The organism is Bacteroidota bacterium (assembly GCA_018692315.1).
Classification (GTDB): Bacteria; Bacteroidota; Bacteroidia; order Bacteroidales; family JABHKC01; genus JABHKC01.
In genome coordinates, this window is record JABHKC010000079.1 from 1 (window position 1) to 14,708 (window position 14,708).

A 14,708-nucleotide genomic window follows, 5' to 3' on the forward strand; every position below is an offset into this window, starting at 1 on the left:
AAGCAAGACAACAAAAGCAATTATAAGCTTTCAAACTCTAATTGTTCCGTTCCGCTATGCTCCACTTCTCAATTAGAGTTTGAAAATAAAAATGTAAACTCATAATAGAATTAAAAAATATGTGTAAATTTGTAACAGGATATAAATGTTTAACTGTAAACTTTTTTTAGGACGAGTCAGGCCAAGGTCTATAATTTTTTCAAAATTATTTCGGTTGGAGCAATAAATTTATTGTATCAATAAACACCAAGTTTTACCTCTTTATTCACCTATATTGAAAAATGGAAATTTTGGCGTGCACCAAAATAGGTTTTTCAAGTTCAAACTTGTGATTTGTTTCAAAATAATTTAGTTCCTTGAAACTATGAATGCTTACAAATACCCCATTAATTTAAACAATTTCAATTCGTGTTTTTCATACATTTTTGATACCCAGCTTTTAATATCAAATTCCGTTTCAAGATTTATTCCTATCAAATTTAATAATGGCACAGACAATTTTAACTTCATCTGAATATCGTCGGTTTGTTTTATGTCGGCATAAATTTCTTTTAACCTGCCATCTAAATAATCCTGATGTTCGTCGAAAACGGAAGCAATATATTTTGTAATCCCCTTTTCTATTTCAGAAGTTTGTGCTGCGTTCATTTCTTTTATGGCATCGGCAATTTCATCTTTAATTTTGCTCTTTATTTTGGCTGTAAATTTCTTCGTTTCCCTCATCCCAGAAATTGCTCAAAATCAAAGTTTCGAGATGGGTGCATTCAAAAAGTTCGGGCAGTTCGTTCAAATCTGTAATGCCACATCTGCCCAAATCTAAATGTGGGTTTTGGCTTTCTTTGCAGTTTTTTATTAGTTTTTTTGCTTGGCTTAGGTCGTTTTGTTTTGCCATAAAATCTATTATTTGCGAATTATTAATATTTCATTTTCAATAATATTGAATAATTCAATACTACTTGATGCAAATATAATGAAATTTGCAGGGAGGTTTCTTTTTTTTGAGAGATAGTTTTTGATTTAGGCGGAAAAACTAATAATTTTACAAAAAATATTATGATAATTGTAAAGAAATAGAAAATATGTCAATTTTAAATTCATTATCATCCTCGCTCGGGCAGCGGGGAAACAAAGCAGAAATTACTTTGGCAAAAGAAATTGCCGAAACAGAAAACCATGATGCAATAAAAGAACTGGTTGAAAACCTGCAAAATAAGGATAAAAAAATTCAGTCGGATTGTTTAAAAACACTTTACGAAACATCCTACATAAAACCGGAACTGATTGCAGAATATCATGAAAATTTCCTCGATTTAATAACAAGCAAAAACAACAGGCTTGTTTGGGGAAGCATGATTGCTTTGATGTCGATTGCCGATTTGAAACATGCCGAACTGTTTTCATCAATAGATTTAATTTCGGAAGTGATTGAAAAAGGCTCGGTAATTACTATAGATTGTGGTGTGAGAATTCTGGCTAAGCTAAATAAATATGACGATTACCACAGCAAAACAGAGCCATTGTTATTAGAGCAAATCTGGAAATGCCCGATAAAACAACTGCCTCAATATATAGAACAATCCTTGGTTTCTATCACAAAAAACAATAAAGAGATATACTTGAACATAATCGAAAAACGAAAGCCCGAATGCGACAAAGAATCGCAAGTGAAAAGATTAGAGAAGGCTTTGAAACAATTAGAGAACCTTTAAAAATGCAATTTTCTTCCTTGTTTCGATATTTCAAATTATTTGATTTCTAATTTATCTTGCAAAAGTTTTTTAATCAATTTTGGTTGAACTTCCCCGTTTGTCTCTTTCATTATTTCATTTATCAATACATTGATAATTTTGGTTTTGCCATTTTTATATTTTATAACTTTATCAGGGTGTTTTCTTATTATTTCATTTGCCAAACAATTTAAATCTGCTTCTGAAATATCCGATTCAAGATTTTGATTTTTAATAATTTCTGCTGGAGATTTGCATGGATTTGCAAGCATTTCAGGAAATACTTTTTTTTGAGCTGAAGTATGGCTAATTTTTTCATCTGCAATTAAATTTACAAGTGATGCTATATTTAGAGCAGAAATCGAAAATTTCTTAATTGTAATCTTGTTTTCTTTCAGGTAGGTTTTTATTTGAACAAGAAGCCAATTTGCAGCAATTTTATAGTTTTTTGTATGCAAAATAATTTCACTAAAATAAATTGCAATTTCTTTATTTTCTGAAAGCAAATTTGCATCATAATAAGATAGATTACAAAGCTTTATAAATTTCGACAAATAATAATTCGGAAGATGTGGCATTTTTTTACTTATCTCGTCAATGTATTTTTTTTCGAGCAGAAGAGGCAAAATGTCGGGTTCACTAATAAATCTGTAATCCTTAGCTGATAATTTATTCCTCACAGGAAAAACCTTATTTTTGACCTTGTCGAATGCCAGAGTTATACTTTCGGGTTTTTTCCCATTGCTAAGAATTTTTGCTTGTCTGTCAATTTCGGCATTTATGGAGTTCCTTAAATTTGAAAATGAATTTAGATTTTTAATTTCCGAGTGCGTTTCAGCAATTTCAGTATTTTTTTCTCTTACCGAAATATTTGCATCGCAACGCAAGCTTCCCGATTCTAAATTTCCATCAGATATTTCCAGATAGCGAACCAATTTTCTAATTTCGGAAACAAAAAGAACAACCTCTTCAGAATTTTTAATTTCGGGAGCAGTTACAATTTCTAACAATGGAATTCCTGCTCGATTCATATCAATTAAGGCAATGTTTGAATCTTTGTCATAAATAGTTTTTGCAGAATCTTCTTCCAACTGAATGCTTGTAATATTTATCTGTTTTTCAGTTGCTTTTAAAAAATTTATTTTAATATTTCCACCTTTACAAATAGGGCAATCTTTTTGAGTTATTTGGTAAGCTTTCGGCAAATCGTAATAAAAATAATTTTTTCTCACAAATTCAACTTGTTTGGAAATCTGCGAATTACATGCAATTCCGAGCCGAATGGCAAATTCTATCGCTTTCTGGTTTGGAACTGGCAATGTCCCCGGATATGCCAGACTGGTCTCACTAATCTGAGAATTTGGAATTTCAGAATGACAATTTTTTTCGGAAGAAAACATTTTCGTTTTCGTAAGTAGCTGAATATGTATCTCTAAACCAATTGCAACTTCAAAATTCTTATCTATATTTTTCATAAAATATATTTTTTATGTTTGTAAAATTAATTTTTTGAATTTTAATTTGTAATATTTTGTATAGTTAAGGAGTTTTGTTTGCAGTTATGTTTCTTGTTATTAAATAGATAAACTTGTTTATGAAAAAAGTATTTTATGTTTTCATCATTCTAATAATAATTGTTTCGGCGTGTAAAAGCGAGGAAACGAAAAAGAAAATTGCTCAGGTAGATAGCCTAATTGTTGAAATAAAAACAATGAATGACAAGCTGTTAAATATAAATATTGATACTATAAATTACGTATTCGATATTTTGAGTGTGAATATAGAATATCTTGGGCAGGAAGGAATTTCATTTCCTGACGACAGCGAACTAAAAAATAAATTTGCTAATTATGGAACAATTTTCAAGTTTCTAAAAAAATATTTGCAACGCTACAATGGTTTGCAAAAAGAAATTGATTTTTCGAAGAATCATCTTGAAGGTTTAAAACACGATGTAGAAAATAAATTGTTAAGTGATTCCATATTTTTTATATATTTCAATGATGAAAAAAGAATTTTGAACAAACTAATTTTTGAAGTAGATCAAAGTTTAAATAAAATTGAACCTCAGGTTGAACTATTTTTCGAAATAAATTCAACAATTGAACAATTCATTGAGAAATCAAAAGCCACAAATAATATTCCTGATAAAAAATTGAAAAAATAACATTATCCAAAATTTATCCCTACATTTAATAGTTAAAATGAAACATCAATATATAACAATAGTATTAGTTTTTTTCACCTTTCAAATATTTGCCCAAAAAGTATCGGATAGCAGATTAGCTGCAGAATATTATAGAAGCAAAGATTTTGCGAAAGCCGCTGTTCTTTACAAAAAGCTTTCTGAAAATTCAAGCTCGCAGACATATTTTACGTATTATGTAAATTGCCTGATAGAACTTAAGGAATTAGCTAATGCCGAAAAAGTAGTGAAACGGCGTGTAAAAAAATATCCGAATGAGCTTGCCTACTACGTCGATTTGGGACATGTTTATGAAGTTCAAGGCAATGAGTCAAAATCTAAACAAAGCTACGAGAAAGCAATAAAAAAGCTCACAGCCAACAAAAATCAAATAATTCGACTGGCAAATTCTTTCAGAATGAAAAGGAAGTGGGACTTTGCAGAAATTGTTTATCTTGAAGGCAGGAAGCTGCTAAAAGATAATACAATTTTTAGCAACGAAATGGCGAACAACTTCATGGCACAACGCAAATACAATCTTATGATAGACGAGTATTTGAATATGTTAACTTATGGTTCGTCAAGCCTGAAAAGTGTTCAGCAACGCTTGCAATCGGTTCTTTTCATGGACGTAAACGACGATTTGAAAAATCTGATTAAGCAAAATCTTGTTCGTCGGATTCAAGCAAATCCAAACCAAACACAATATAGCGAGCTTTTGGTGTGGTTTTATATTCAAGGCAAAGAATTCGATAAAGCATTTTTTCAGGCCAAAGCCATTGATAAACGAAACAACGAAAATGGAAACAGAATTATTTCGCTTGGAAAAGTAGCAAGATCGAACAAAAATTTTGATTTGGCTACTGAGAGTTTCAACTACGTTATAAATAAAGGGAGCAATTGCACAAACCATTATATTGCAAACGAAGAATTGCTACATACACTTTTTCTCAAATATGAAATCGGAGCAAAAAACGATAGAAATGCTGTTTTAGAGTTAGAAAATAAGTATAAAAATACCATAAATAAATTTGGTAAAAGTGCTCTAACAATAAAATTAGTAAAAGAATTTGGGCATATTTTAGCATTCTATTTGCACAAAAAAGATGAAGCAATAAAAATTATGGAAGAAGCTATCACTTATAAAAATATAAAACCCGAACAATTGGCATATTGCAAATTAGAACTGGCAGATATTTATTTGTTGCAAGGAAATATATGGGAAGCAACTCTTGTTTATGCAAAAGTAGAGAAGACAAACAAAAATAACCCTATCGGCCATGAAGCAAAATTCAGGAAAGCCAGGTTAGCATACTATGCCGGCGATTTTCAGTGGGCTGAAGCACAGCTTGATGTTCTGAAAGCAAGCACCTCAAAACTTATTGCTAACGATGCTTTCGAACTTTCGCAATTGATAAATGACAATACTGCTTTAGACACTTCCGAAACAGCCCTTAAAATGTTTGCATTAGCAGATTTGTTTTTATATCAGGGAAATAACATTAGTGCAGAAAGTGTTTTTGATTCGATTTTAATCATTTTCCCAAATCATTCATTGATTGATGAGGTTTATCTTCGGAAAGCAAAATTGATGTTAAAAAATGAAGATACTGAGATGGCAGTTGAATATTATCAAAAATTGATTGACAATTATGCACATGATATTTACGGTGATGACGCATTGTTTGCTTTGGCAAAAATTTACGATTACAGATACGCAAATACTGAAAAAGCTATTGAACTTTATCAGAAATTATTGACTGAATTTCCTGGAAGTATCTTTGTTGTAGAAGCCCGAAAACGTTTCAGAACTCTCAGAGGTGATAATCCTGAAATAGAAGAAGTTATAAACTAACAATACGGCAGTTTGACAAAAGAAAGAATCATTTTAGGAATAGATCCTGGCACTGCCATTACAGGTTATGGATTGATAAAACTTGTTCAAAAAGAGATTATTATAATAAATTTTGGGGTTATCGAATTGCACAAATATTCTGATCATTACCTGAAATTGAAAAAAATATTCGAACGAACTTTGCATTTAATCGACGAGTATCACCCCGACGAACTTGCAATAGAAGCCCCATTTTACGGAAAAAATGTACAATCGATGCTGAAGCTCGGCAGAGCTCAAGGCGTGGCAATGTCTGCCGCATTGTATCGTTCAATCCCAATTTTCGAATATGCACCCCGAAAAGTAAAAATGGCAATAACGGGCGTTGGCAGTGCCTCGAAAGAACAAGTTGCCGATTTCTTGAAATATTTGCTAAAAATTGAAATTCCCATACATCTTGATGCCACCGATGGTCTTGCAGTAGCAGTTTGCCACTCAATGCAAAACATTAATACACAGTCGAATGGAGCAAAAAGCTGGAAAGACTTTATTAACAAAAATCCGGGGCGCTTGGTTTGATTTTTGGTTTCCCAAAGGTTTCGCTTCAAACTAAGCCTTCGGTTCAAATGTCGAATAATATTTTTATTGATTCCTTTTTTTGTAGCTTAAAAAATCATTGAATTTAGGCGTTGAATTGAAAACAATAATGCAAAGAAATGCAATTAGAAAAAGATATATACATCACATTTACAATCAGGGAATCAACCGTCAAAAGATTTTTTTCAATCGCCAAAATTATTTGCTTTGTCTGCGGAAGTTAAAAACTCATATACTGCCATTTGCCGTTATTTTAGCTTAGTGCTTGCCAAATCATTTTCATCTGATGGTCTTGGTAAGAGAAGTCGAGTTGGCAATTGAAGGAGCGAAGGCTTCGCTTGAAGCGAAACCCTCGCTAAAAACACGACAATAACAGTGTTCAATTGGAATAATGCTCCGATCATATACAAATGCAATAAATAAACAACAAAAATCTAGTGGTGGTTCTCTATTCAGAAAATTGACTAAAGCCTAATGCCTAAACTGTCCAAACACTATTGTACCTGCATTTTTCAGCGAAGCGGAATAACAAAAATTAATATTTAAAATCCCGAAAAACAGTATCCCTAAATTTGTTTCAACTATATCCATCAAAATCCTGTAAAAGCAGGCATGGTAGAAAATGAGACAGATTGGGAATTTTCTTCCGCAATAGATTATGCAGATGTTAGCTGAATAATTCATAAATATTTCTACTACAAACTCAAACTGCGCACCATCTTCTACCGTTCTTAATTTTTATTTCATCAAAATAGCTTGCTATTACTCAAAAATAAAAATCTGCGATAGTTCAAATCTGACGCACATTTTGAGCTTTCGTTACGAAAATTCATGAATTAATCAGGCTAAGAGATGGAAATTTGAATAATTGGATAGTTGTAAAAAATTAAGTAATGTAAAGTCAGAGTCTCACTTCAAGTGTGCCTCTGATTATTTGACTAACAAACAATAATAGTAATAACAATGATATTATCTTCGAAAAAAATTACTACATTTGAGCCAAATTGAATAGAAAAAGAAAGCGATTAGCTTTTTTCGAGCTAACCGCTTTAAATGTTTTCACAACGGAATAATCCTTATTGTGAATTGCTTCAATTTGTATTGGCAAATATAGTGTAAATTTTTAAAATACAATAAAAAATGAAAAAGATTTTAGGATTGGATTTAGGAACAAACAGCATTGGTTGGGCGCTAATTGAAAGAAACTTTGATGAGAGGAAGGAAAATGCTCTTGGAGATGGAAAAACAATAGGAATGGGGAGTAGGATTATTCCAATGAGCCAAGATATTTTGGACAAATTCGGCCAAGGACAAAGTCATTCTCAAACTTCAGAAAGGACCAATTATCGTGGTGTTAGACGATTGAGACAAAGACATTTACTTAGGCGAGAACGATTACACCGAGTTTTAAATATTTTGAAAGCATTGCCCGAGCATTATGCAAGTCAAATTGATTTTGAAAATAAAAAAGGTCAATTTATTAATAATGCAGAAATAAAATTCAATTATATAGAAACCGTATCCAAAAAATCTGAATTCTTGTTTAAAGATAGTTTTTCGGAAATGATTGAAGAATTTAAGCAAGTCCAACCTAATTTATTTTATAAAAGAAAAAGTAGCGATGAAACAAAAATTCCATACGATTGGACAATTTATTATTTGCGAAAAAAAGCCTTAAAAGAAAAAATAAGACTCGAAGAATTAGCTTGGATATTGCTTAATTCTAATCAAAAACGTGGGTATTATCAATTACGAGGTGATGAGGTAGATGAACAAGAAGGGAAGACTAAAACTTTTGAAGTATTAGAGGTTGAAAGAATAGTTGATTCCGGAGATAAAATAAAAGGAACAGATGATGTCCTTTATGATGTCTATTTTTCGAATGGCTGGAAGTATGATAAACAGATTGTAAAAACGGAAAATTGGCAAGCTAAAACCAAAGAGTTTATTGTTACAACCTCAACAAATAAAGACGGAAGTATAAAGCATAGTTTTAAAGCAGTAGATTCTGAAAAAGATTGGATTGCTATCAAAAAGAAAACAGAACAGGATATATGGCAAGCCAAAAAACATGTTTGTGAGTATATATATGACACTCTTCTTTCTGACCCAAAACAAAAAATCAATGGTAAACTTGTAAAAACTATTGAACGTCATTTTTATAAAAAAGAACTCACAGCTATTCTCGGAAAACAGAAAGAGTTTCATAAAGAATTGCAAGACGATAAATTGTTAAATGAATGTATAAACGAGTTGTATCCAAACAATTATGCACAGCAAAATATCCTAAAACAAAAAGATCTGGCAAATTTGTTTGTTGATGACATTATATTTTATCAGCGGCCATTAAAATCTAAAAAATCGTTAATTGACGGATGTAAATATGAAGTCAGACCAATGAAAGATTCAAACGGTGATTTAAGTAAAGACGATAATGGAATACAGATAACAAAACCAATCAAAGTTATTCATAAGAGTCACCCACTATATCAGGAATTTAGATTATGGCAGTTTATTGAAAATATTAGAATTTTACAACGAGAGAAAAATATTGATGGAAAGGTTAATATTGATTATGATGTTACTTCTGAATTTTTGCTGGATATTGAATCAAAAGTAAAACTATTTGAACTTTTCAATGATAGAGAAAAAATTAAGCAAAGTGTTTTCTTAGGACAATTTAAGGATAATTCTGGCAAAAAGATATCTGAATCAGATTATCGTTGGAACTATGTAGAAGATAAGGAATATCCGCTAAATGAAACACGGGCTTTGTTTATTAAGGAATTCAAAAAACATAAAGATTTTGATTGGCGAGCATATCTGACACAAGCAAACGAAGCAAAACTTTGGCATTTATTTTATTCTATTTCAGACAAAAAGGAATTGGAAAGAGCCTTAGATAATGAGAACTCAAAACTTGGTTTACCAATAGAAATAAGACAAGAATTAAAAAAAATCAAACCTTATAAAAATGATTATGGAGCTTTGTCGGAAAAAGCAATAAAAAAATTATTGCCGTTGATGAGGTTAAATAAAAACACAGAGGAAATAAAACTGGAATACAAAAATAGAATTGATAATATTTTCTATAGGTTAGATGAAATAAATCAAGACAAAACAAAAATTTCAGAAGTTGGTGATGATGATATTACAAAGGGAATGTTGAAAAGTTTTTGTGGTTTTGGGAAAAAATATTCGGGCTTAAAATTACACCAAGCAAGTTATATTATTTATGGAAAACACGCTGAAGCAAATGATACAAATGTATGGAAAACACCGGCACACTTAGAGAAATTCATAAAAGATTTTAAGCAACATTCTATACGAAATCCGATTGTAGAACAAGTTGTAACCGAAACTTTGCGTGTTGTACATGATATTTGGCAATATTACGGAAAAGGAAAAGAAAATTTCTTTGATGAAATTCACGTTGAGTTGGGGCGAGAAATGAAAAATCCGGCAGATAAACGTAAACGAATGACTGACAAAATCAACAAAAACCAAAATACAAATCAACGTATTAGAGTTTTACTGCAAGAATTCAAAAACCAAAATATTGAAGGTGTAATACCAGAATCACCAAATCAGCAAGAAAAATTGAGAATTTTTGAAGATGATGTTTTATCACAGTTTTCTGAAAAAGAATTGGAAAAACAAGAAGGAGTTAATATTTCAAAAATATTAAAGTCAAAGGAGCCAAGCACGAAGGAAATTGAAAAATATAAATTATGGTTGGAACAGAAATACATTTCGCCATACACAGGACAAGTAATTCCTTTAAGCAAACTTTTTACTACAGAATATGAAATTGAACATATTTTACCTCAAGCAAGATATTTCGATAATTCGCTTAACAACAAAATCATTTGTGAATCGGAAGTAAATCGTTTCAAAGAAAGCCAAACTGCTTTTGAAATGATTACTAAAAATTCAGGTAGAATAATTGACCTTAGTCAAAACAAATCTGTTAAACTTTTCAGTATCGAAGAGTATCAGAAACACATTACTCAACATTTTGCAAAAGGAAGTACAAAACAGAAAATTCTTTTAAGCGAAGATATTCCTGAGAATTTTATATCACGACAATTAAACGATACAAGATATATTAGCAAACTTGTAAAGGCATTGTTAAGCAATATTGTAAGAGAGGAGAATGAACAAGAAGTGACATCTAAAAATGTGGTGGCAGTAACCGGCAATATAACTTCTTTTCTGAAAAAGGATTGGGGGCTAAACGACAAATGGAACGAAATTGTTGAGCCAAGATTTATACGAATGAACGAAATTACAAACTCGAACGATTTTGGATATTTCGATGATAAAAAAGGTTTTTTCAGAACAGATGTTCCCACCGAGCTAAAAAAAGATTTTAATAAAAAACGAATTGATCATCGACATCACGCAATGGATGCTTTGGTAGTTGCTGTGGCTACCAAAAATCATGTAAATTATTTGAGTAATCTTCATGCAAAATCGGACAACTCTCGTTTCGATTTGCGAGATAAACTTCGCCGAATGGAAGAAAAAATCTATAAAGGAGAAAAACGAAAATACGCAAAAGAATTTTTAATGCCTTGGAATGGATTTCCGGTAGAGGCAAAAAAATGTTTAGAAGATATTGTTGTTAGTTTTAAACAGAATTTAAGAGTAATAAACAAAGCAAGCAATAAATATCAAATTAAAAAGAAAGGTAAAGCTGAAATAAAAACTCAAGAAGGAACAAATTGGGCTATCCGAAAACCGATGCACAAAGAAACAGTTTATGCTAAGGTAGATTTACGACATAAAAAATCTATTGCAATAAATGCTGCAATTGATGGATTTATGAAAAATAAATTTGTATTTGTTGATAAAGAATTAAAGCAAAAAATAAAAAACTTAGTTCAGCTTTCTTATGATAACAAGATGATTATAAGATATTTCAAGGAGAATAAGTTTAAAAACAAAAAACTAAAAAAAGTTGAAGTCTATTATCAAGACAATTATTTCTCGGCTGTAAGAAAAACTATTGATGAAAGTTTTAAATCTAAAAAGTGGATAGAAGAATCAATAACCGATTCGGGAATTCAAAAAATCCTCTCAAATCATCTTGAAAAATATAATGAAACAGACGAAAATGATAAAATCAAAGAAAGGCCAGATTTAGCTTTTTCTGAAGAAGGTTTAATAGAAATGAATAAAAATATAGTTGGATTAAACGGTGGGAAAAACCATAAACCAATATATAAAGCAAGAGTTTACGAAACCTTTGGGAATAAATTTGCTGTTGGGCAAACCGGAAACAAAAAGGATAAATATGTTGAAGCTGCAAAAGGAACAAATTTGTTTTTTGCTATTTATCAAGGTAAAAACATAAAAGGTGCTGAAGTTAGACAATACGAAACAATCCCATTAAACATTGTTATTGAACGACAAAAACAAGGCGAAGACTCTGTTCCGGAAAAGTTCTTTGATAAAGACAAGTGTGAATATTCTCTTCTTTTTCACCTGTCGCCAAACGATTTGGTTTATGTTCCTACTAAAGAAGAACAAGAGGATATTAATAATATTTATTTTGGAAATCTAAGTCTGGAGCAGAAAATGCGAATTTATAAAATTGTAAGCTTTACAGGTAATAGACTATATTCTATTTCATACAATGTAGCAAAAAGTATTTTTGACAAGAACGAATATACTTTACTTAATAAAGTCGAATTTACTGACGAAAGATATTCAGTAAAAGAAACCTGCATTAAATTAAAAGTAGATAGAATGGGAAATATTAGTAAACCATAACTTAATCGAAGGTTTCGCTTTGAGCGAAGCCTTCGGTAAAACAATACTCATGAACTTCGAAAAAGGCTACCTATATCACATATACAACCAGGGAAACAACAGGCAAAAGATTTTCTTTAGTAGAGAAAATTATTTGTATTTTCTTGAGAAGATTAGAACACATATGCCACCCTACGCAGATGTTTTGGCTTGGTGTCTGATGCCAAATCACTTTCATTTGATGGTTTTGGTGAGAGAGCTGGAAATAACTCATCCGATGACTTTGAGTCATCGGATGAGTACGCAAACTCTTAACCAATCAATTGCTGTTTTGTTGAGGTCTTACACAAGAGCAATTAACAAAGAACAAGACCTATCTGGTTCTCTTTTTCGCCAAAAAACCAAGTCCGAATGCCTAAACTGCCCAGACGCAATTACTCCTTCATTTTTTAGCGAAAGCGGCTCAACAAAAATTAATATTCAAAATCCCGAAAAACAATATCCCCAAATTTGTTTCGACTATATTCATCAAAATCCTGTAAAAGCAGCCATAGTTGAAAATGAGACAGATTGGGAGTTTTCTTCTGCAAAAGATTTTGCCGGTTCGAGAAAGGGAACATTAGTTAATAAAAAAATTGCTGAAATGTTTATTAAAATAAAATAGCCGCGTTGTACATTTAGTCTAGTGTCATGAAGATACACTGAGACTAATAAAACAAAAGAACTATGATAAAAAGAACACTTTATTTTGGAAACGATGCCTACCTGAATACAAAAGACAGGCAGTTGATTATCAGCTATCCCGACGAGGAAAAGAAAACACTAAGTGTACCAATAGAAGATATTGGAGTTGTGATTTTGGATGCATACCGACTAACAATTTCGCAAAATTTGATTGCGCGATTGCTCGAAAACAATGTAGCTCTAATTACCTGCAATGGCAAACGAATGCCTCAGGGATTAATGTTGAATCTCGATGGCAATCATATTCAGCAAGAGCGATTCAAAACACAAATAGAATCAAGTATGCCGCTGAAAAAGCAACTTTGGCAGCACACTGTAAAAGCAAAAATTAGCAATCAAAGAAAATTACTTATTCAACTGATGCCCAATAGTATTCAGATGAGAGCAGGCAAGGAATTCGAAAACATGCTATATTGGCAAGATTCGGTGAAAAGTGGCGACCCCGACAATTATGAAGCCCGAGCAGCTGCATACTATTGGAAAAACATATTTTCTGAATTTGTTCAGAATTTTGTGAGAGGCCGTTTCGAAACTAGTCCGAATAATTTGTTGAACTATGGATATGCAATTTTGCGTGCAGTAACAGCTCGTTCGCTTGTTGCCAGCGGCTTGCTGCCAACTCTCGGAATTCATCATCACAACAAATACAACGCCTATGCTTTAGCCGATGATATTATGGAGCCATACAGGCCATTTGTCGATGAAATTGTATATGGAATTGTAAGAAACAGTTCGGCGAATGAAATTGAGCTAAACACAAAATTGAAAGCAGAACTTTTGCAAATTCCTGCAATTGATGTAATTATTGATGGTGAAAAAAGCCCTTTGATGATTGCAATGCAAAGGACTACGGCAAGTTTGCATAATTGCTTTGCAGGAACCAGCCGGAAGATTTTATATCCGGTTCTGTAAGTTCTTGAACATAGTCTCGGCGTGTTTTAAAAACACACCGAGACTTATAAAACAATTATGAGTTTAGACCGATTAAACAAATATAGAATTATGTGGGTAATGGTATTTTTCGACTTGCCAACCAGTACGAAAAAAGATCGCAAGCAAGCTTCACTTTTTCGTAAACGATTGATGCAAGACGGTTTTTCAATGTTTCAATTCTCTATTTATATGCGTCATTGTCCAAGCCGCGAAAATGCAAGTGTTCATGTGAAAAGAGTAAAATCGTTTTTGCCGCCGGACGGCCATGTAGGGATATTGCAAATTACCGACAAACAATTCGGCAATATCGAACTATATTTTTCGAAGAAAAAGGCAGAAAAACCGGAAATGAATCAGCAATTAAGTTTGTTTTAGAAAATTAGTCTTAGAGAGTTTTCAAGATACTCCAAGACTGGAACAAAGGAGGGCTTCTCTTTGAGTGAAACCCTCCCTACAAATGAAAAAAGGTTTTGCTCAGAGCAAAACCTTTTTAAATAAACACAGTTTTTTATTTTCAAAATATAGAACTAACTAACTGTGATACAAAACATTAAACTCAGGTGTACTGTGTTCAATATTTCAAAGATACAAAATGAAAGCAATTCACAACACAAATATATATCCAGAACAATCAATAATAACTGTGTTCAATATTTCAAAGATACAAAATGAAAGCAATTCACAACTTGAACTCGACCAGATAATTTTTGATGGTACTGTGTTCAATATTTCAAAGATACAAAATGAAAGCAATTCACAACAGTATGTAGAATCAGCAGTTACGGAAGCTGACTGTGTTCAATATTTCAAAGATACAAAATGAAAGCAATTCACAACGCAAATATATGAAGGAAATATTTATCAAGCACTGTGTTCAATATTTCAAAGATACAAAATGAAAGCAATTCACAACAAAGTAGGTAGGAAATAT

12 protein-coding genes are annotated in these 14,708 nt (G+C 31.8%); 9 read left to right on the forward strand and 3 right to left on the reverse strand.

Features of this window, described 5'->3' with window-relative positions:
• Positions 1 to 372 precede the first annotated feature (372 nt).
• Together HN894_06445 and HN894_06450 are read right to left on the reverse strand one after the other, a co-directional pair.
• Positions 373 to 723 (reverse strand): hypothetical protein, encoded by a 351-nt coding sequence (locus HN894_06445; protein MBT7142960.1) that lies wholly within the window; start codon positions 721 to 723, stop codon positions 373 to 375.
• On the reverse strand, positions 677 to 892 hold the full coding sequence (locus HN894_06450) for a hypothetical protein (GenBank protein MBT7142961.1): 216 nt from the start codon (positions 890 to 892) through the stop codon (positions 677 to 679). Before HN894_06450 ends, HN894_06445 begins: the two co-directional genes overlap by 47 nt.
• A gap of 187 nt (positions 893 to 1,079) precedes the next feature.
• Here HN894_06450 and HN894_06455 point away from each other — a divergent pair, with 187 nt between their 5' ends.
• Positions 1,080 to 1,709: a hypothetical protein gene (locus HN894_06455; protein MBT7142962.1), complete on the forward strand. Its 630-nt coding sequence runs from the start codon at positions 1,080 to 1,082 to the stop codon at positions 1,707 to 1,709.
• A 35-nt stretch (positions 1,710 to 1,744) separates the two neighbouring features.
• On the opposite strand, the gene gatB is transcribed toward HN894_06455, so the two are convergent.
• Entirely contained in the window at positions 1,745 to 3,202 is a 1,458-nt protein-coding gene (gatB, locus tag HN894_06460; protein ID MBT7142963.1) for an Asp-tRNA(Asn)/Glu-tRNA(Gln) amidotransferase subunit GatB, read from the reverse strand.
• Positions 3,203 to 3,321: 119 nt separating this feature from the next.
• Between gatB and HN894_06465 the strand changes: the two genes are divergently transcribed.
• The 8 genes from HN894_06465 (at position 3,322) to HN894_06500 (ending at position 14,600) form a co-directional block, all read left to right on the forward strand.
• Positions 3,322 to 3,894, forward strand: coding sequence for a hypothetical protein (locus tag HN894_06465; GenBank protein ID MBT7142964.1), 573 nt, complete (start codon positions 3,322 to 3,324; stop codon positions 3,892 to 3,894).
• 37 nt (positions 3,895 to 3,931) lie between these two features.
• On the forward strand, positions 3,932 to 5,767 hold the full coding sequence (locus HN894_06470) for a tetratricopeptide repeat protein (protein MBT7142965.1): 1,836 nt from the start codon (positions 3,932 to 3,934) through the stop codon (positions 5,765 to 5,767).
• A 12-nt stretch (positions 5,768 to 5,779) separates the two neighbouring features.
• A complete protein-coding gene (gene ruvC / locus HN894_06475) occupies positions 5,780 to 6,325 on the forward strand; it encodes a crossover junction endodeoxyribonuclease RuvC (GenBank protein ID MBT7142966.1) in 546 nt (181 codons plus the stop codon).
• Between the two features lie 1,158 nt (positions 6,326 to 7,483).
• Complete coding sequence (locus HN894_06480) at positions 7,484 to 12,121, forward strand: hypothetical protein (protein ID MBT7142967.1); 4,638 nt, start codon at positions 7,484 to 7,486, stop codon at positions 12,119 to 12,121.
• Between the two features lie 49 nt (positions 12,122 to 12,170).
• Positions 12,171 to 12,764, forward strand: a complete 594-nt coding sequence (locus HN894_06485; protein MBT7142968.1) for a hypothetical protein — start codon at positions 12,171 to 12,173, stop codon at positions 12,762 to 12,764.
• A 62-nt stretch (positions 12,765 to 12,826) separates the two neighbouring features.
• Positions 12,827 to 13,756 (forward strand): type II CRISPR-associated endonuclease Cas1, encoded by a 930-nt coding sequence (gene cas1, locus HN894_06490; protein ID MBT7142969.1) that lies wholly within the window; start codon positions 12,827 to 12,829, stop codon positions 13,754 to 13,756.
• A 57-nt stretch (positions 13,757 to 13,813) separates the two neighbouring features.
• Positions 13,814 to 14,152, forward strand: coding sequence for a CRISPR-associated endonuclease Cas2 (gene cas2 / locus HN894_06495; protein ID MBT7142970.1), 339 nt, complete (start codon positions 13,814 to 13,816; stop codon positions 14,150 to 14,152).
• A 217-nt stretch (positions 14,153 to 14,369) separates the two neighbouring features.
• Positions 14,370 to 14,600: a hypothetical protein gene (locus HN894_06500; GenBank protein MBT7142971.1), complete on the forward strand. Its 231-nt coding sequence runs from the start codon at positions 14,370 to 14,372 to the stop codon at positions 14,598 to 14,600.
• Positions 14,601 to 14,708 lie beyond the last annotated feature (108 nt).

Excerpts from the sequence above, each read along its gene's own strand:
- HN894_06470 (MBT7142965.1), top strand. The coding sequence starts at position 3,932 with ATGAAACATCAATATATAACAATAGTATTAGTTTTTTTCACCTTTCAA.
- HN894_06445 (MBT7142960.1), bottom strand. The coding sequence starts at position 723 with ATGAGGGAAACGAAGAAATTTACAGCCAAAATAAAGAGCAAAATTAAA.
- HN894_06455 (MBT7142962.1), top strand. The coding sequence starts at position 1,080 with ATGTCAATTTTAAATTCATTATCATCCTCGCTCGGGCAGCGGGGAAAC.
- HN894_06450 (MBT7142961.1), bottom strand. The coding sequence starts at position 892 with ATGGCAAAACAAAACGACCTAAGCCAAGCAAAAAAACTAATAAAAAAC.
- HN894_06465 (MBT7142964.1), top strand. The coding sequence starts at position 3,322 with ATGAAAAAAGTATTTTATGTTTTCATCATTCTAATAATAATTGTTTCG.
- gatB (MBT7142963.1), bottom strand. The coding sequence starts at position 3,202 with ATGAAAAATATAGATAAGAATTTTGAAGTTGCAATTGGTTTAGAGATA.
- cas2 (MBT7142970.1), top strand. The coding sequence starts at position 13,814 with ATGAGTTTAGACCGATTAAACAAATATAGAATTATGTGGGTAATGGTA.
- cas1 (MBT7142969.1), top strand. The coding sequence starts at position 12,827 with ATGATAAAAAGAACACTTTATTTTGGAAACGATGCCTACCTGAATACA.
- HN894_06500 (MBT7142971.1), top strand. The coding sequence starts at position 14,370 with ATGAAAGCAATTCACAACACAAATATATATCCAGAACAATCAATAATA.
- HN894_06480 (MBT7142967.1), top strand. The coding sequence starts at position 7,484 with ATGAAAAAGATTTTAGGATTGGATTTAGGAACAAACAGCATTGGTTGG.
- HN894_06485 (MBT7142968.1), top strand. The coding sequence starts at position 12,171 with ATGAACTTCGAAAAAGGCTACCTATATCACATATACAACCAGGGAAAC.